The 14749-nt window shown below is 65.2% G+C and carries 17 protein-coding genes; 13 read left to right on the top strand and 4 right to left on the bottom strand.

What is annotated here, in order from left to right:
• Positions 1-194 precede the first annotated feature (194 nt).
• From secY to rplQ, 10 genes are all read left to right on the top strand, one after another.
• On the top strand, positions 195-1520 hold the full coding sequence (gene secY / locus ABJ196_RS07775) for a preprotein translocase subunit SecY (RefSeq protein WP_257053390.1): 1326 nt from the start codon (positions 195-197) through the stop codon (positions 1518-1520).
• Positions 1520-2065 (top strand): adenylate kinase, encoded by a 546-nt coding sequence (locus ABJ196_RS07780; protein WP_347305949.1) that lies wholly within the window; start codon positions 1520-1522, stop codon positions 2063-2065. Before secY ends, ABJ196_RS07780 begins: the two co-directional genes overlap by 1 nt.
• Before the next feature lie 84 nt (positions 2066-2149).
• Positions 2150-2938 (top strand): type I methionyl aminopeptidase, encoded by a 789-nt coding sequence (gene map / locus ABJ196_RS07785; protein WP_347305951.1) that lies wholly within the window; start codon positions 2150-2152, stop codon positions 2936-2938.
• A 117-nt stretch (positions 2939-3055) separates the two neighbouring features.
• Positions 3056-3847 (top strand): L,D-transpeptidase, encoded by a 792-nt coding sequence (locus ABJ196_RS07790; protein ID WP_347305953.1) that lies wholly within the window; start codon positions 3056-3058, stop codon positions 3845-3847.
• Positions 3848-4000: 153 nt separating this feature from the next.
• Positions 4001-4264, top strand: a complete 264-nt coding sequence (infA, locus tag ABJ196_RS07795) for a translation initiation factor IF-1 (protein ID WP_181734625.1) — start codon at positions 4001-4003, stop codon at positions 4262-4264.
• A 211-nt stretch (positions 4265-4475) separates the two neighbouring features.
• On the top strand, positions 4476-4844 hold the full coding sequence (rpsM, locus tag ABJ196_RS07800) for a 30S ribosomal protein S13 (RefSeq protein WP_066486295.1): 369 nt from the start codon (positions 4476-4478) through the stop codon (positions 4842-4844).
• A gap of 3 nt (positions 4845-4847) precedes the next feature.
• Entirely contained in the window at positions 4848-5252 is a 405-nt protein-coding gene (rpsK, locus tag ABJ196_RS07805) for a 30S ribosomal protein S11 (RefSeq protein ID WP_066486287.1), read from the top strand.
• Positions 5253-5281: 29 nt separating this feature from the next.
• Positions 5282-5887, top strand: coding sequence for a 30S ribosomal protein S4 (gene rpsD / locus ABJ196_RS07810; protein ID WP_066486284.1), 606 nt, complete (start codon positions 5282-5284; stop codon positions 5885-5887).
• A gap of 69 nt (positions 5888-5956) precedes the next feature.
• Positions 5957-6967 carry a DNA-directed RNA polymerase subunit alpha gene (locus ABJ196_RS07815; protein WP_066486281.1) on the top strand — a complete coding sequence of 337 codons (1011 nt, stop codon included), beginning with the start codon at positions 5957-5959 and terminating at the stop codon, positions 6965-6967.
• A gap of 49 nt (positions 6968-7016) precedes the next feature.
• The gene (gene rplQ / locus ABJ196_RS07820) at positions 7017-7472 is read left to right on the top strand and encodes a 50S ribosomal protein L17 (RefSeq protein WP_257035889.1); all 456 of its coding nucleotides are present in this window, start codon (positions 7017-7019) and stop codon (positions 7470-7472) included.
• Positions 7473-7583: 111 nt separating this feature from the next.
• Here rplQ and ABJ196_RS07825 read toward each other — a convergent pair whose 3' ends face one another.
• Positions 7584-7997: a hypothetical protein gene (locus ABJ196_RS07825; RefSeq protein WP_347305958.1), complete on the bottom strand. Its 414-nt coding sequence runs from the start codon at positions 7995-7997 to the stop codon at positions 7584-7586.
• Positions 7998-8122: 125 nt separating this feature from the next.
• Here ABJ196_RS07825 and truA point away from each other — a divergent pair, with 125 nt between their 5' ends.
• Both truA and eccB read left to right on the top strand, forming a co-directional pair.
• Complete coding sequence (gene truA / locus ABJ196_RS07830) at positions 8123-8980, top strand: tRNA pseudouridine(38-40) synthase TruA (RefSeq protein ID WP_347305960.1); 858 nt, start codon at positions 8123-8125, stop codon at positions 8978-8980.
• Positions 8981-9042: 62 nt separating this feature from the next.
• A complete protein-coding gene (gene eccB / locus ABJ196_RS07835; protein ID WP_347305962.1) occupies positions 9043-10320 on the top strand; it encodes a type VII secretion protein EccB in 1278 nt (425 codons plus the stop codon).
• Here the strand turns inward: eccB and ABJ196_RS07840 are convergent.
• From ABJ196_RS07840 to eccD, 3 genes are read right to left on the bottom strand one after another with little or no spacing between them, the layout of a single operon-like run.
• A complete protein-coding gene (locus ABJ196_RS07840; RefSeq protein ID WP_347305964.1) occupies positions 10317-10610 on the bottom strand; it encodes a hypothetical protein in 294 nt (97 codons plus the stop codon). The genes eccB and ABJ196_RS07840 overlap by 4 nt on opposite strands.
• A 21-nt stretch (positions 10611-10631) precedes the next feature.
• Entirely contained in the window at positions 10632-11798 is a 1167-nt protein-coding gene (locus tag ABJ196_RS07845; RefSeq protein WP_347305966.1) for a S8 family serine peptidase, read from the bottom strand.
• A 2-nt stretch (positions 11799-11800) separates the two neighbouring features.
• Complete coding sequence (eccD, locus tag ABJ196_RS07850) at positions 11801-13195, bottom strand: type VII secretion integral membrane protein EccD (RefSeq protein WP_347305968.1); 1395 nt, start codon at positions 13193-13195, stop codon at positions 11801-11803.
• A 172-nt stretch (positions 13196-13367) separates the two neighbouring features.
• Here eccD and ABJ196_RS07855 point away from each other — a divergent pair, with 172 nt between their 5' ends.
• The gene (locus ABJ196_RS07855; RefSeq protein ID WP_347305970.1) at positions 13368-14747 is read left to right on the top strand and encodes a cell division protein FtsK; all 1380 of its coding nucleotides are present in this window, start codon (positions 13368-13370) and stop codon (positions 14745-14747) included.
• Positions 14748-14749 lie beyond the last annotated feature (2 nt).

The following is a 14749-nucleotide window of genomic DNA, read 5'->3' on the forward strand; positions in this document are numbered from 1 at the left end:
CCGACACGGCTGGTAGGGTAGTGGGGTCATAAGTTTCAACCGTCCCTAGAGGCCCTCTTATCGGCCGCCCGTCGCCTTCGCGCGGCGAGCTCCTATAAGAGAACCTGCCGGGGCAGATGAGTTCCCCCTCTCGGATCTCCGCATCGCCTTGTGCAGATGCGGCGCGCTGCCGAGTGGGCAGGAGGATAAAAGTAGTGTCCGCCATTTTCCAGGCCTTCAAGGACGCCGACCTGCGTAAGAAGATCATCTTCACTCTCGTGATGATCATCCTCTACCGTGTCGGCGCGCAGATTCCGTCCCCGGGCGTCGACTACGCGTCGATCGCCGGTCGACTGCGTACCTTAACTGAGGAGCAGGGCAACCTGTACTCGGTCATCAACCTCTTCTCGGGTGGTGCGCTATTGCAGCTGTCCATCTTCGCCATCGGCATTATGCCGTACATTACGGCGTCGATTATCGTGCAGTTGCTTACCGTGGTTATTCCGCGCTTCGAACAGCTCAAGAAGGAAGGCCAGTCCGGACAGGCGAAGATGACGCAGTACACGCGTTACCTCACGCTCGCTCTGGCGCTGCTGCAGTCCTCAGGCATCGTGGCGCTCGCTGACCGCCAGCAGCTGCTGGGCCAGGGCGTTGAGGTCCTTACCGCGGACCGCAACATCTTTACGCTCATCTTGCTCGTTATCACCATGACCTCGGGCGCCGTGCTCGTCATGTGGATGGGCGAGCTCATCACGGAGAAGGGCATTGGCAACGGTATGTCGCTGCTCATCTTCGCGGGTATCGCGACCCGCCTGCCTACCGATGGCGTTAACATCCTCCAGAACAACGGTGGTCTCGTCTTCGCGATGATTGCCGTCGGCCTCATCGTCCTCGTTGTGGGCATCACCTTCATCGAGCAGGGCCAGCGCCGCATTCCTGTGCAGTACGCCAAGCGCATGGTCGGCCGTCGCCAGTACGGTGGTTCCTCCACCTACTTGCCGCTCAAGGTCAACCAGGCCGGCGTTATCCCGGTCATCTTCGCGTCCTCGCTCATTTATATGCCGGTGCTCATCACGCAGATCGTCAACTCCGGTTCTGCAACGGTGCCGGATAACTGGTGGCAGCGCAATGTTATCGCGCACCTGCAGGCGCCGAGCTCCTGGCAGTACATCGTGGCGTACTTCGTGCTCACCATCTTCTTCTCGTACTTCTACGTTTCTGTGCAGTACGACCCAAACGAGCAGGCAGACAACATGAAGCGCTACGGTGGCTTCATTCCGGGCATTCGCCCGGGCCGCCCCACTGCGGAATACCTCGGCTTCGTCATGAACCGCCTGCTGTTCGTCGGCTCGCTGTACCTGGCCACCATCGCCATCCTGCCGAACATCCTGCTCGACCTTGGTGTTGGCAACAATTCCGCAAACGGCATGTCCGCGTTCGGTGGTACGGCTATCCTGATTATGGTCTCGGTTGCACTGACCACCGTCAAGCAGATCGAGTCCCAGCTTCTGCAATCTAACTACGAAGGACTTCTCAAGTAATGCGTTACGTACTCCTCGGCCCTCCCGGCGCTGGCAAGGGCACCCAGGCAGCTATCCTCAGCGAGAAGCTGAATATCCCGCACATCTCGACCGGCGACCTGTTCCGTGCCAACATTGGCGAGGGCACCCCGCTGGGCGTCGAGGCGAAGTCCTACATTGATGCCGGCAAGCTGGTCCCCACGGACGTCACCGCCCGCATGGTTGAGGATCGCCTTAACCAGGACGACGCCGCCAACGGCTTTCTCCTCGATGGCTTCCCGCGCACCGTAGAGCAGGCCGAGATCCTCACCAAGCTGCTCGCCGACAAGGGCCTCGAGCTCGACGGCGTTATCAACTACGAGGTGTCTGAGGACGTCGTCGTTGAGCGCATGCTGGCCCGCGGCCGCGCCGATGACAACGAGGAGACCATCCGCACCCGTCTCGGCGTCTACCGCGACGAGACCTTCCCGCTCATCGAGCACTACGGTGACCAGATCATCACCGTCAAGGCAGAGGGCACCGTTGAAGACATCAACGCTCGGACCCTCGCTGCCATCGGCAAGTAAGCCGAAGACGCAGCAGTCAAGCGCCAGGGAGATATACCCTGGCGCTTGCGCAGTTTTCACCCCTCCCAGAAAGGACCCCACATCATGGCACGTCGCCACAAAAAGATGGTCGCCCGCACCCCGGGCGAGCTGGATGCCATGCAGGCAGCCGGAGAGATCGTCGGCCGCACTCTCCAGGCCGTCAAGGCCGCTGCGAAGGCTGGCATGTCGACGCTGGAGCTCGATGAGCTTGCCGAAGCCACCATTCGCGACGCCGGAGCTATCCCGACGTTCAAGGGCTACGGCGGATTCCCTGGGTCCATCTGTGCCTCCGTCAACGATGTCGTCGTCCACGGCATCCCCTCGGCCGACGTGGTTCTCGAAGACGGCGATCTCATCTCGATTGATTGCGGGGCCACGCTGGACGGGTGGGTAGGAGACAGCGCCTGGACATTCGGCATCGGAAAGCTAGGCCCCCGCGCCGACGCCCTGAATAGGGCGACGGAATGGGTGCTCATGGAAGGACTCAAGGCCATGGTGCCGGGCAACCGGCTCACGGACGTCTCGCACGCGCTGGAGCAGGCGACGTATGATGCTGAGCTGAAGTTCGAGACCGAGCTTTTTATCGTGGATGGCTATGGCGGACACGGCATTGGCCGTGAAATGCACGAGGACCCGTATCTCGCGAACGAGGGGCGTGGCGGTCGCGGTCCGTTCATCATGGAGGGCTCCGTCCTTGCCATCGAGCCCATGCTCACGCTGGGCACGGAGGACAACGAAGTGCTGGACGACGACTGGACCGTGGTCACCACCGACGGCTCGTGGGCGTCGCACTGGGAGCACACCGTTGCCGCGACGGCGGAGGGCCCCCGTATCCTCACCCCGCGCTATTAAGTTCAACCACGCCGACTTCAGCTATGAACTGGGCTTCAGGCAGTTGGTCTTAAAAAATCCCAGCGAAAACTAATTCCCTGGCTATGTCACTGCTAGGTTTCGGTCTATACTGCCAGCATGTCGAAAATCAAGCTGACGAAGGTCGCCGCGCCGCTCGCGGCCGCGGCCGTCTCCCTATCCCTCTTGGCGACCCCCGCTGCCGGCGCTCAGACTCTTCCTGCCGCTCCGTCCGTGGAGCAGATGTCCTCGCAGATTCAGATTGGCAAGTTCCTGGGCCTGAGCGAAGAGCAGGCATGGGCGCAGCGCAACGATCTCATCAAGCAGATCAAGACCATCAACAACCCGCAGGTTATTCCGGTCCTCGAGCAGGCCGTCGATAACACGGTCAACGCCGTCTTCCCGGGTCTCGTCGCCCGCAAGAACGCTGAGATTCGCGCAGAGCAGGAGCGCCTCGAGCGCGAGCACGCCGCACAGGTTGCTCGCGAGCAGGCCGCCGCTCAGGAAGCCGCTCGCATTGCCGAGGAGCAGCGCAAGCGCAACGAGTTCGACCGCGGCCCCTGCCCGCGTGACGCTGACGCATGCGTCGATATCGATCGCAACCGTTCCTGGCTGCAGGACGACAACGGCAACGTCACCCATGTCGCCGAGTGGATCTCCTCCGGCGCTCGCACCCCGGAGCTGGCCACCCCGCGTGGCACCTTCTCTGTGCAGTACAAGGTCAAGGACGAAGTTTCCCGCGAGTTTGGCAACGCGCCGATGCCGTACTCGATCTACTTCACCAACACCGGCCACGCCTTCCACGAGGGCTCCCCGGCGTATGATTCCCACGGCTGCATCCACCTGCAGCACCAGGACGCCCTGGCTTACTGGAACGACCTGCAGGTAGGCGACAAGGTCTTCATCTACTAGTCTTTGTCACTGCGCGGCGTGAGCTGCGAACGCCTAGCGCCTCGTGCGCTCGGCGTTTATTTGGTTTTCGTGTCGTTCATGCGTATTATTGAACGTTGGTGTATGCGCGCGTGCTTGCACGCGGGTTGACGCACCACCGCAGTAGATACAAACATGCAGGCCACGGCGTACTTGTCCGGGCCTAGAAAAGTAGAGGTTATGGCTAAGGAAGGCGCAATCGAGGTCGAGGGTCGAATCATCGAACCCCTGCCGAATGCAATGTTCCGTGTCGAGCTCGACAACGGACACAAGGTTCTTGCTCACATCTCGGGCAAGATGCGTCAGCACTACATCCGCATCCTTCCTGAGGATCGCGTGGTCGTGGAGCTGTCCCCTTATGACCTGACCCGCGGACGCATTGTCTACCGCTACAAGTAAACACAGAAATTAAGCCTCCTTACCCAAGGCGACCATCACTGTGCGCGAGCGTGAGCTCGCGCTTTGGTCGTCCGTGCACCTCAGGCCGCGGTGGCCAGAGCCCGCACAGTAGCGTTTACCCACAGTTCCCGGCACGGACCGGGCGAAGCGTGAACGGTGTGTGGGACGGATAGGGAGAAAACCACCGTAACAACCCGAAAGGACACGCCACATGGCACGTCTCGCTGGTGTTGACCTCCCGCGTAACAAGCGTATGGAGATCGCACTGACCTACATTTACGGCATCGGTCCGGCTCGCGCCGCCGAGCTGCTGGAGAAGACTGGTATCTCTCCGGACCTGCGTACCGACAACCTGACCGATGATCAGGTTGCCGCTCTGCGTGACGTCATCGAAGCTACCTGGAAGGTCGAGGGTGACCTCCGCCGCCAGGTTCAGGCTGACATCCGTCGCAAGATTGAAATTGGTTGCTACCAGGGCATTCGCCACCGTCGTGGCCTCCCGGTCCGCGGTCAGCGCACCAAGACCAACGCTCGTACCCGCAAGGGCCCGAAGAAGACGATCGCAGGAAAGAAGAAGTAATACATGCCTCCGAAGACTCGTTCCGGCGCGCGTCGTACTGGCCGTCGCGTCGTAAAGAAGAATGTGGCCCAGGGCCACGCATACATCAAGTCCACCTTCAACAACACCATCGTGTCCATCACGGACCCGTCCGGTGCTGTCATCTCCTGGGCGTCCTCCGGTCACGTCGGCTTCAAGGGCTCCCGTAAGTCCACGCCGTTCGCAGCTCAGATGGCTGCTGAGTCCGCTGCCCGCAAGGCCATGGACCACGGCATGAAGAAGGTTGACGTTTTCGTCAAGGGTCCGGGCTCCGGCCGCGAGACCGCCATCCGTTCCCTGCAGGCTGCAGGCCTCGAGGTTTCCTCGATCACGGATGCCACCCCCCAGCCGCACAACGGCTGCCGTCCGACCAAGCGCCGCAAGGTCTAAGCAGACAGAAAGGATAGAGGTAAAAACTCATGGCTCGTTATACCGGCCCAGCAACTCGTAAGTCCCGCCGTCTGCGCGTCGACCTCGTCGGCGGAGATATGGCGTTTGAGCGCCGCCCGTACCCCCCGGGACAGGCAGGCCGCAACCGCATCAAGGAATCTGAGTACCTGCTGCAGCTCCAGGAGAAGCAGAAGGCAAAGTACACCTACGGTGTGCTGGAGCGTCAGTTCCGTCGCTACTACGCAGAGGCCAACCGTCGTCCGGGCAAGACCGGTGACAACCTGGTCATCCTGCTCGAGTCTCGTCTCGACAACGTGGTCTACCGTGCAGGTCTGGCCAACACCCGTCGCCAGGCTCGCCAGCTTGTCTCCCACGGTCACTTCACCGTGAACGGCAAGAAGATCAACGTTCCGTCCTTCCAGGTCACCCAGTACGACATCATCGATGTCCGTGACCGCTCCAAGAAGATGGAATGGTTCGAAGACGCTCAGGATCGCCTTGTTGATGCCGTCGTTCCGGCATGGCTGCAGGTCGTTCCCGACACCCTGCGCATCCTCGTGCACCAGCTGCCCGAGCGCGCTCAGATCGACATCCCGCTGCAGGAGCAGCTCATCGTCGAGCTTTACTCGAAGTAACCCTTCGTCTAACCCACATATTCACCCTCTACCGACGTCAAATAGCGGGCGTCGACAAGGAGAAGTTCCATGCTCATTTCCCAGCGTCCTCAGCTCACCGAGGAAGTTATCGACTCGGCTCGTTCCAAGTTCACCATCGAACCGCTCGAGCCGGGTTTCGGTTACACCCTCGGCAACTCGCTGCGTCGCACGCTGCTGTCGTCCATCCCGGGCGCAGCAGTGACCTCCATCAAGATTGACGGTGTGCTCCACGAGTTCACCACGATCTCCGGTGTCAAGGAAGACGTGGCCGAGATCATCCTCAACATCAAGGGCCTCGTGCTCTCCTCCGACTCTGACGAGCCGGTCGTGATGTACTTGAGCAAGGAAGGCGCCGGCGAGGTCACTGCAGGCGACATTCAGCCGCCGGCAGGCGTTGAGATCCACAACCCGGATCTGCACATCGCCACCCTCAACGACACTGCTCGTCTGGAGATGGAGCTCGTTGTCGAGCGCGGTCGCGGCTACGTCCCGGCCGCCCCGACGTCCGGTGAGATCGGCCGCATTCCGGTCGACCAGATTTACTCGCCGGTCCTCAAGGTCTCGTACAAGGTCGAAGCTACTCGTGTCGAGCAGCGCACCGACTTTGACAAGCTCATCATCGACGTCGAGACCAAGAACTCGATCACCGCACGTGACGCTCTGGCTTCGGCCGGCGGCACCCTGGTCGAGCTCTTCGGCCTGGCGCGCGAGCTGAACACGGCTGCCGAGGGCATCGAGATCGGCCCCTCCCCGCAGGAGACCGAGTACATCGCTGCTTACTCCATGCCGATTGAGGACCTGAACTTCTCTGTTCGCTCCTACAACTGCCTGAAGCGCCAGGAAATCCACACCGTCGGTGAGCTCGCTGAGTGCACCGAGTCGGATCTGCTGGATATCCGCAACTTCGGTCAGAAGTCGATCAACGAGGTGAAGATCAAGCTGAACAGCTTGGGCCTAGCCCTCAAGGACACCCCTGAGGACTTCGACCCGACCCAGCTTGAGGGTTATGACGCAGAAACCGGTGACTTCAAGGATCCGTCCGCGGGCGAATCCGAGTAAATAATCACTAAACGCGCTTAACACTTAAAAAGCACACGAGGAGTACACAATGCCTACCCCGAAGAAGGGCGCCCGTCTCGGCGGCTCCGCTGCGCAGCAGGCTCACCTGTTGAGCAACCTGGCAGCCAGCCTCATCGAGCACGGCGCGATTAAGACCACCGATGCTAAGGCGAAGATGCTTCGCCCGTACGTCGAGAAGATCATCACCAAGGCGAAGGGCGGCTCCATTGCCGACCGTCGCGAGGTTCTCAAGCTCATCCCGCGCAAGGATGTTGTTGCTCACCTCTTCGATGATCTCGCACCGCAGTTCGCAAACCGCGACGGCGGCTACACCCGCACCATCAAGCTGGACAACCGTCGTGGCGACAACGCCCCGATGTCCCAGATTGCCCTGGTGCTGGAGGAGACCGTTTCCTCCGAGGCCACCCGCGCAACCCGCGCTGCTGCTTCCAAGGCCGCTGAGGCCGAGGAGGCCACCGAGGCCGAGGCTACCGAGGAGAACTAATCTCCCCGGGGCCTAAAGCCCGCATACGCAAAGACCGCAACCCTGAATAAGGGTTGCGGTCTTTGTCGTCTGCGGAGATGTCGTCGCGCGCAGTCTGGATTCCCGGGAGAATTACATCTTCGGCAGGAACTGCTGGATCTGCGGCCACAGAGCGGCGCCCAGAGCCAGGATGCCGGCGGTGATGCCCACACCGAGCAGTGCCTGCTCCTCAGCGGAGGAGGAATCCGGCTTCTCACCCTCCTTGGAGCTCAGGGTCGGGAACTTCTTGGCCAGCTCCTCGTCGCTGGAGCCGTTGCCGTCCTTGGTGCCGCCAGTGGAGGAGCCCTTGTCGCTGTCGGCGTTGGAGGATCCGGTCTGGTTGCCGTTGTCTGCGGCCACAGCGTTCGGTGCAGCAACAGTGAGTGCGCCGGCAAGCGCGATGGCGGATACAGAGGCGCCAAACTTCTTGAACTTCGTCATCGTGTTTCCTTTCGATTGGGAAATATTGTCGGTCGTACGCCACGTGAGCGTGCTCACGTGAGGCATGGCACATAGTATGGCATTCATTTTGGCTGGCAATAGTATTGGAATTTCACCACAATTTTCAGCCGCAACACAGAATGCCTACTCAGCCGCGGTACAGCCGCACCGAATTGGTAGTATCCCGGAGTATGACTGCCCCCTCGCCTGATACCGTCCGTTTGCGTTTCGACCTCGCCTACGACGGCACGGACTTCCACGGTTGGGCCAAGCAGAAAGGCGGGCTGCGCACCGTCGAAGGCGTCCTCGCTGAGAAACTCTCGCTCATCGCGCAGACCGAGATCGATCTCACCGTCGCCGGCCGCACCGACGCCGGCGTGCATTCCGCGCATCAGGTCGCCCACGCGGACGTGCCCCGCGCGCTGCTCGAGTCCCGCAGCATCCACGGCGATCCGTCCACCCTTGTGCGGCGCCTGACCAAACTCCTGCCCGACGATATCCGCGTCCACGACGTGACGTTCGCACCTGAGGGTTTCGACGCGCGCTTTTCCGCTCTCACCCGTCACTACGTCTACCGCGTCACCACGTTCCCCGCGGGCCCGCTGCCCACCCGCGCGCGCGACACGGCCATGTGGCCCCACGCCGTGGACATCGACGCTATGCAGGAAGCCGCCACTGTGCTCGTTGGCCTCCACGACTTCGCGGCCTTCTGCCGGCCCAAGCCGCACGCGACGACGATCCGCGATCTGCAGTCCTTCACCTGGCACGATGTCTCAACGCCGCACGAGCCGGAGCTCTACGAGGCCCACCTCACCGCAGACGCTTTTTGCTGGAATATGGTCCGTTCCCTCGTCGGCTGCTGCCTGGCGGTGGGGGAGGGCCGCCGCGACGTCGATTTCGCTGCGGCGCTCCTCGGGGAGACGCAACGCTCGGATACATGCCCGGTGGCGCCCGCCAAAGGCCTGTCGCTCACCGGCGTCGATTACCCGGCGCCGGAGGATCTTGCCGCCCGCGCCGAGGCGGCCCGCAACCGCCGCTCGCTCGAGTAGCGGGCCAGCGCGCCCCGGGTTAGGATGAGCGCACATCGCATTGTTACTCGGGGGAGTTCACCATGGCGCGTCTGCGACCGACCACCAAAGCCCAAATTTCCGGTCACCGTTTCCTGCAACGACGGCTTGAGCATGGTCTCGTCCTCGGCGATATTCGCATGATTCACGATCCCCTCGCGCGCCGCAGCCGTGCTGCCTGGATCTCCGTGGGCCTCTCAGTCCTTATCGCCGCGGGGGCCGGCCTCATTGCCTGGCTCCAGCCCAATCCGGATCCGGGCGCGCAACCCATCGTCCGCACCGCGCAGGGCCAGGTCCTCGCTAATATCGACGGCACCTTCCACCCCGTGCCCAACCTCGCCTCGGCGCGTCTGCTCACCGGTGCGCCTGCCGATGCCGCCCCCATCGGCCCCGATATCCTCGCAGCAGCAACGCTCGGTGTGCCCGCCGGGCTTGCCGATGCCCCCGGCTTCCTCAACCCCGCACCCTCCAGCACCCCCTGGGCGCTGTGCCAGGAACCCACGCCCGAGGACACCGTCGCTTTCGTGACCTCCATTGACGCCGCCGGCGAGCCGACCGGCCGCACCATCGTCCACGCCCAGCACCCCGTGCGTCTCCTTGGCCCCGAGGATGCCGCCCTCGTCGTGGCGGAACGACGCACGTGGCTCATCACCGAGGATGGCCGGCGCCCGCTGGGTGAGGACGAGCTTGCGACAACCATCGCCCGCGTCGTGGGCATCGAGCCGGACGCCCCGCGCCGTGCGGTGCCGCCGGAGTTCCTCAATGCCGTTCCGGAGCTGCCAGCCTTCGCGCTGCCCGATGAACTCCCGGAGGTCTGGGATTCCGGCCAAGGCTTGTGGGCGCACATGGATGACGGCGTCGCACCGCTCACCGCCGCGCAAGCCGAAGTCCTCGTCGCCTCCGGCGCGCGCCTGCGCGACGTCCCCGCGGATGACGTCGCCGCGCAGCCCGATGCGGGGCTTTCACTGAACCTGCCCATGCGTCCGCTGCGCATCGCGCCCGCCGACGACCGCTGGCTGTGCGCGACGAGCAATGGCGTCGGCTTCGCGTGGCCGACCGGTGGCCTCGTGCCGCTGGCCGGTGAGTCCGTCGCCACGCACTTCGGCGGTCTCGACGCGGGCGGCGTCGCCGTGGACACGGGGCACGGCCGTCTCGTCGTCTCCGCCACTGGCACCCGCCACGCCGTCCCCTCGCAAGCCGAATGGGAAGCACTCGGCTTGCACGCCGCGGCCAGCGCGCCCTGGGCCATCGTGCGCCTGTTGCCTGAAGGCTCGGAGCTATCTCGTGCGGCAGCTCTGAACTATGAGGGGAACAAAGACTAAGGGCGCGGGACAAGTGGACAGTCATCGAGGATATCGTCCACGGAGCCATCGAGCCCTGCTGCACGTGCGAGTGCATTCTCGCTCCACGCGTTGTAGTCGGAGACAAGGAGCAACCAGTCGTCTTTCGCTGCGGCGGCACACAGCTCGGTCACGCAGGCTTCGTGGTCCGTCGGGCTGGGGCAAGACAACAGGACGAGCTTCGGCTTCGTTGAGGATGTCGTCGGCGTGCGCGGCCAAGTCAGACGCTGGCCGAGCGCGGAAGGGTTGGGGGACGTCGAGTGCGATGCCATCCGTGGGTGCATACTTGCAGTTCAGGGAGCTGGACGGCGTAGTGCAGTGGCCAGCGCTGCAGCGAGGGCGAGGACTGCGCACAATGCCGCAAGCCATGCTAGACGTTGGTGAGAGACAGTGTCGGTGCGCCGTGGGGTCGCCACGCTCACCGGTCGCGGTACAGAAGCATGTGGTTGTGCGGAGGCGCTCACGGCAGCGAGTGGCTCGACGAACCCAGAGCCCGGATGAGCTGTTGCGTGCAGGCGTTCGCGCAGCTGCGCCGGGGTGGCGTCGGGGAAGCGCTCGCGCAGGAGGGCCGCGGTGCCTGCGATGACGGGCGCGGCGAAGGATGTGCCGGTGAGCGGTTGCACTTCGTCGGCCGCAAGCGCCAGGGGAGAGGCTGCGTCGCCGCGCGCCCATCCGCCAGTGGGCGACAGCCCCAGCGGCACGGTCCCCGGCGCCGCGAGGCGTCCGGGAAGAGAGTAATCCGCATGGTCACGGGGTTCCTCTACGGCGGCGACGGAGACAACCGTGGGGCCGTGGGCAGGGTAGACGACGTCGCCGGGGGAACACCCTGTGTCCGTGCCACCGGTGTTGCCCGCGGCGGCGATGACGAGAGCACCGGATTCCTCGGCCCGGCGTAGGGCGTCATCGAGCGGGCGCGTGGTGAGCTTGGCCGCGACGGCGGGGGCGACGCAGGAGACGACGGAGACGTTGATGACGTCGGCGTCGGCCTCGACGGCGGCGGTGATGGCGCGCGCCAACGACTCGAGATCACCGGCGCCGCGGGCCTCGGCGTCGCGCGCGTCCGAACGATAGTGGGCGCTCGACTGGCGAATGGAGAGGATAGTGGCCGACGGTGCGATTCCAGTGTCGCGGGCGGCGATGACGCCGGCGACGACGGTGCCGTGGATGTCGCAGTCGAGATGCGGGTCCGGGGAATCCGGCGCGACGAGGTCCGGCCCGGACTCCAAGCGGGCGAGCTGATCATGGCGTGCGACTCCGGTGTCGATGACGGCGACGCGCACGCCGCGACCCGTCGCCAAGGCGTGGAGCCGCGCACGGTAGTCGGCTTGTTGCGCGGTGGGCGCGGGCGATCCTGCCCCGGGAGCCGGGACCATGCAGGCCGTTGCGGGTTCTTGGGCGAGGACGGGAGGGGCGAGAGCACACGTGGCAGCGATGGCCACGACGAGGAGAATGCGGCGCATGGTTAGCCCAGTCCGCGAATCAGGACGAAGACGCCGGTGATATGGATCGCGAGCGGCACGATGGCGGTGAGCGCCAGGGCCTCGGCGCGCTCACACCACACGAGCGTGGTCGGTTCGAGACGCGCGACGCGCGGTGCCCAGAGACAGGCCGTCGCAGCTGTTGCGGCAACGAGGGCGGCGGCGATGAGCAGGACCCACGTGCCAGTGGCGAACCCTGCACTCACGGCGATAACGGCAAGCACGCAGAGGGCGATGGCTCCGCCGGCGGCGCCCACCATGAGCAGCCACGTTCCGCGTGCCGAGGCATGGCGGGCGGCGTGGAGAAGAAAGGCGCCGCTCATCGCCGCGGCGAGTCCTGAGACCCAGCCACCGGGCAGACCCGCTGCGACGCCACGCACGAGGAATCCCAGTGCGGGCACGCAGGCGAGGGAACACGCGAGGAGAGCACCCTCGTAGAGCTCGCGGGCGCGCCGGGCACGGGAGTCAGCGAGAGGATCGAGGATATCCCCGAGCTCGTCCTCTGTGGGCTCCTCGCCGGCGGTGGGGAGCTGGGGCACGCGCAGCCCCGCCGCGTGCGTGGCGAGCGAGGGACCGGCGAGGATGATGGCGACGCACGTGGCGAGGGTGAGGGCGGCTGCGGCGCTGGCGTGCCCGGGGGCATCGGCAAGCGAGAGGGCGGCGCGGGGACCGGACAGACCGGGCAGCAGGCCGCCGAGCCCGGCGACGCAGGCGAGCAGCGCGCCCGTGAGCGTAGCGCCGGCGAGCAACGCGGTGCCCCGGCGCAGGACGTGGAGGAGACCCACCATCGTCGTCGCGGCGAGCGCGGCCGCGAGGAGTCCCAAGCGGGGCGTGCCCACCGCGAGACCCGCGGAGGCCGCTGCGAAGGCGACGCTCGCGGTGCCGAGCGCGCGTGCCCCGGGTGCCCAGGCGTGGAGCACGAGCGCACAGGCTGCGGCCGTTGCGCAGGCCGCGCCCCCGGCGAGGTGAAGCGGGAAGACGAGGCGCAGCGCGCTCGTGCCGAGCGCGGCCGCGAGCAGAAGACCGAGCGCGGACCACGTCGCGGCGAGTGCGCGGGCCGGGGCGCCGGTGCCGACCGCGGCGAGGGCCTCCGCCGCGTCCCGGATGACGGGAGCGGCGGTGGGCGTGTGCGGGCGCAGGAGGATGAGCGCGCCATCGGAGAGCGGGGTCTCGCGCAGCGGCACGGTGTGGTCGAGCGCGCGGCCGGCTGGTGTGACGGCGCGCCACGGCGTGGACAGCAGCGGCGCGCCGAGAAGATCGGTGACCTCGCCTAAGACCTCGTCGAGGCTGGCCTCGGCGGGCAGTGACACGTCGATTTGTTTGTGGAAGCGGCCGGCGTGCGCGCGGACGGTGACGCGCACGCTCGTAGCGGTCATCATGGCGGAATTTTCCCCCGGTATTTTTCGTGGTGGCGCCCCAGAAATGTTCTGGGACGGCTGGGCGTCCCCCTTGCCCAATGGCTCACATTGTGGCTTACTTGTAGGCGCATGTCCACCGCTACGGCGGCGGACGGGCCGTGAGCAGGGGGCTTACGGCTGGGGGATGCCGGTTGTGGGGTGGCCCCAGTACCTGGATCAGTTCTACGAGGGGGAGTACTCCATGCCCGTGATCACCATTCCGCGCGCGCCGCGCGACCCGGCACCGCCGCTGCCCAGCGGCTCTTTACAGGCCGAGGCTGTGCCGGACGCCGCGAAGCCCAAGCCCGTGCCGCTCGTGCGTCTGTTGTTACCCGTCGTCATGATCGTAGCCATGCTCGGCATGGTCGCGCTCATGGTGCTCGGCGGTGGCGGGCGCGAGCTCAACCCGATGATGCTCATGTTCCCGCTCATGATGCTTGCCTCCGTCGCGACGATGTTTGCGCCGCAGGGCTCCGCCGATGATCCGAACGAGCGGCGCCGCACCTACCTGCGGCACCTCAAGGCGTTGCGCGGCAAGGCGGAGGAGCATGCCGCTGCCCAACGTGCGCATGCGGTTCACCACTATCCGCGGCATGACGAGTTGGTCGCGTGGGTGGGCTCCAACCGCCTGTGGGAGCGCGACGCGCAGGATGACGATGCGCTCGCGGTGCGCGTGGGCGAGGGTGCGGTGGCGCTGTGCACGCCGATTACCTTCCCCGATATCGACGCGCCCGAGGACGTCGATCCAGTGTGCACGGTAAGCCTGCGCCAGCTCGTCCATTCCGCGGGGCAGCTGCCGGGGATGCCCATCGTCATTCAGCTGCGTGCGTTTCGCTTCCTGGGTATCGGCGGTCCACGGGCGCGGGAGCTTGCTCGAGCGATGGTCATGGAACTCGCCGCAGCGCACGGCCCGGAGACGGTGGGCATCTCGGCGCTGGGGGAGGGCTGGGAATGGCTCAAGTGGCTGCCCCACACGCGCGAGCCCCGGGCGGCGCGCTATCACGTGCTGCTCGTCGACTCGGTGACGACGACGGGCCTAGAGGACTTCTTCCACGATGAGACGCTCACGACCATCATCGACGTGGGCGCCCGCCCGTCCACGGCGTTGGGCTTGCGCGCGGAGCAGGAGGGACTCTTCCTCGTCACGGATGAGACCGGGGCCTTGCGCGTCGTCACCGAGGCTGGCGACGAGGAGCTCGGGCTTGCCGATGCCGCCCCGGAGGCCGCCGCCTTGCACCTCGCCCGCCAGTTGGCGCCGTGCCGGCGCCCCGAGGGTGCGGTGTCTACCGCACGCGTGACGGACGGGGACTTGCTGCGGTTGCTGGGGCACCGGGATATCGGCGAGCTTGCCGCGCGCTTGTGGCCGGGGCGTGCGGGACGAGAGAGACTCAATGTGCCCTTGGGCGTGGACACGGACGGGGTCCCGGTATACCTCGACATCAAGGAGGCCGCGCATGGCGGCGCGGGCCCGCACGGCCTGTGCATCGGCGCGACGGGTAGTGGAAATGCACACTGTGGATTGTGGCTACCATAGAG

Origin of the sequence: Corynebacterium sp. SA-MJD20WY100 (genome assembly GCF_039822565.1) — a bacterium.
Taxonomy (GTDB): Bacteria; Actinomycetota; Actinomycetes; order Mycobacteriales; family Mycobacteriaceae; genus Corynebacterium; species Corynebacterium phoceense_A.

Excerpts from the sequence above, each read along its gene's own strand:
- rpsK (WP_066486287.1), top strand. The coding sequence starts at position 4,848 with ATGCCTCCGAAGACTCGTTCCGGCGCGCGTCGTACTGGCCGTCGCGTC.
- truA (WP_347305960.1), top strand. The coding sequence starts at position 8,123 with ATGACTGCCCCCTCGCCTGATACCGTCCGTTTGCGTTTCGACCTCGCC.
- ABJ196_RS07840 (WP_347305964.1), bottom strand. The coding sequence starts at position 10,610 with ATGGCATCGCACTCGACGTCCCCCAACCCTTCCGCGCTCGGCCAGCGT.
- infA (WP_181734625.1), top strand. The coding sequence starts at position 4,001 with ATGCAGGCCACGGCGTACTTGTCCGGGCCTAGAAAAGTAGAGGTTATG.
- rpsM (WP_066486295.1), top strand. The coding sequence starts at position 4,476 with ATGGCACGTCTCGCTGGTGTTGACCTCCCGCGTAACAAGCGTATGGAG.
- rpsD (WP_066486284.1), top strand. The coding sequence starts at position 5,282 with ATGGCTCGTTATACCGGCCCAGCAACTCGTAAGTCCCGCCGTCTGCGC.
- rplQ (WP_257035889.1), top strand. The coding sequence starts at position 7,017 with ATGCCTACCCCGAAGAAGGGCGCCCGTCTCGGCGGCTCCGCTGCGCAG.
- ABJ196_RS07780 (WP_347305949.1), top strand. The coding sequence starts at position 1,520 with ATGCGTTACGTACTCCTCGGCCCTCCCGGCGCTGGCAAGGGCACCCAG.
- ABJ196_RS07845 (WP_347305966.1), bottom strand. The coding sequence starts at position 11,798 with ATGCGCCGCATTCTCCTCGTCGTGGCCATCGCTGCCACGTGTGCTCTC.
- eccB (WP_347305962.1), top strand. The coding sequence starts at position 9,043 with ATGGCGCGTCTGCGACCGACCACCAAAGCCCAAATTTCCGGTCACCGT.
- eccD (WP_347305968.1), bottom strand. The coding sequence starts at position 13,195 with ATGATGACCGCTACGAGCGTGCGCGTCACCGTCCGCGCGCACGCCGGC.
- map (WP_347305951.1), top strand. The coding sequence starts at position 2,150 with ATGGCACGTCGCCACAAAAAGATGGTCGCCCGCACCCCGGGCGAGCTG.
- ABJ196_RS07790 (WP_347305953.1), top strand. The coding sequence starts at position 3,056 with ATGTCGAAAATCAAGCTGACGAAGGTCGCCGCGCCGCTCGCGGCCGCG.
- ABJ196_RS07815 (WP_066486281.1), top strand. The coding sequence starts at position 5,957 with ATGCTCATTTCCCAGCGTCCTCAGCTCACCGAGGAAGTTATCGACTCG.
- ABJ196_RS07825 (WP_347305958.1), bottom strand. The coding sequence starts at position 7,997 with ATGCCTCACGTGAGCACGCTCACGTGGCGTACGACCGACAATATTTCC.